Origin of the sequence: Chitinophaga chungangae (assembly GCF_017742215.1) — a bacterium.
GTDB lineage: Bacteria > Bacteroidota > Bacteroidia > Chitinophagales > Chitinophagaceae > Chitinophaga > Chitinophaga chungangae.
Genome location: NZ_JAGHKP010000010.1, coordinates 1 through 1,596 on the forward strand (window position 1 = coordinate 1; position 1,596 = coordinate 1,596).

The 1,596-nt window shown below is 51.1% G+C and carries 1 protein-coding gene; it reads right to left on the reverse strand.

The annotated features are described in order from the left end of the window. The coding region (locus J7I43_RS24610) for a Calx-beta domain-containing protein (RefSeq protein WP_209148695.1) at positions 1-1,596 on the reverse strand (1,596 nt) is incomplete at both ends.

Sequence of the window (1,596 nt, forward strand, 5' to 3'; positions counted from 1 at the left end):
ACTTCAGCAGTTCAGATACTTCGATCAGGTTATCCATATTAGCCGTAACATCAAATTCTATTTCATTCGTTCCGGCTAAAATAGTTACGCTACCGGGGAATGTTACGTCAGCAACGTCAAGCGTAGCTGCAGAACCTGCGGCTTTGGTGAGTGTAACGGTGATGTCCTGGGTAGAAGTGATACCCGTTGGCAGGATCGCTTTGATCTTCACCACACCGCCTTCCGCTACTGTAGCAGTGGCCGGTGTTAAAGTGATTGTTTTATTGGCGTTGGTACCGGTTGCATCGGTGATGGTTACCGTGGTGCCGGTTACTGTGATGCCTTGCGCGTTGATACCATCGATTACTACGGTTTCACTGGCTTCCAGCAGCTGGTCGCTGTTTGTTGTCAGTGTGAATGTGCCCGTAGTTTCGCCTGCTTCGATTGTAATATTACCCAACGTGCCGTGCTCTGAATCTCCGGCAGTAGAGGCAGCATTTTTATTCAAGGTCACTACGATATCGCTGACCGAAAGCACGCCGCCATTAAGGGTTGCAGTGATCACGGAACTACTGCCTTCCGCAACAGAAGCAGGTGAGGCGGACAGGGTGATGCTGGCGCCTGCAAGATCTTGGTCGGTGATGTCGAAACTTACGGATTGACTAAAGGTGAAGCCGGTTGCGGATGGAACCAATGTCAGGTGTTCCAGTGCTTCAATTACATCATCATCTCCTGGTTTAAAATCAACATCGACAAAATTATCTCCGGCAGCGATCATTACTGTTGGCAGGCTTTGCAGGTCTGCCAATGCAGCAGTGGAACTGCCATCGCGGGTAAGTGTAACGGTGATCGGAGAAACGGAGGTTACGCCAACCGGCAGACTGAAACGGTAAGTGCCGGTGCCGCCTTCTGCGATCGTGGCCGGGCCGGTTACAGTGATTGTTTTATCCGTTGCATCCGTAATGGTGATATCAGCTTCATCGGCAGAAGTATAACCGAATACGGTGGCGCTTGAAGCCAGCTTCAGCAGTTCAGATACTTCGATCAGGTTATCCGTATTAGCCGTAACATCAAATTCTATTTCATTCGTTCCGGCTAAAATAGTTACGCTACCGGGGAATGTTACGTCAGCAACGTCAAGCGTAGCGGCAGAACCTCCGGCTTTGGTGAGTGTAACGGTGATGTCCTGGGTAGAAGTGATACCCGTTGGCAGGATCGCTTTGATCTTCACCACACCGCCTTCCGCTACTGTAGCAGTGGCCGGTGTTAAAGTGATTGTTTTATTGGCGTTGGTACCAGTTGCATCGGTGATGGTTACCGTGGTGCCGGTTACTGTGATGCCTTGCGCGTTGATACCATCGATTACTACGGTTTCACTGGCTTCCAGCAGCTGGTCGCTGTTTGTTGTCAGTGTGAATGTGCCGGTGGTAGCACCTGCATTGATCGTGATCGTACCCAGTGTGCCGTGTTCGGAATCCCCGGCAGTTGAGCTGCCGTTTTTACTTAATGTAACGGTCAGGTTATTCACAGCAGTAACACCACCATTCAATGTGGCCGTGATCACGGTGCTGCTGCCTTCCGCCACGGAAGCAGGTGCGGCGGACAGGGTGATGCTGG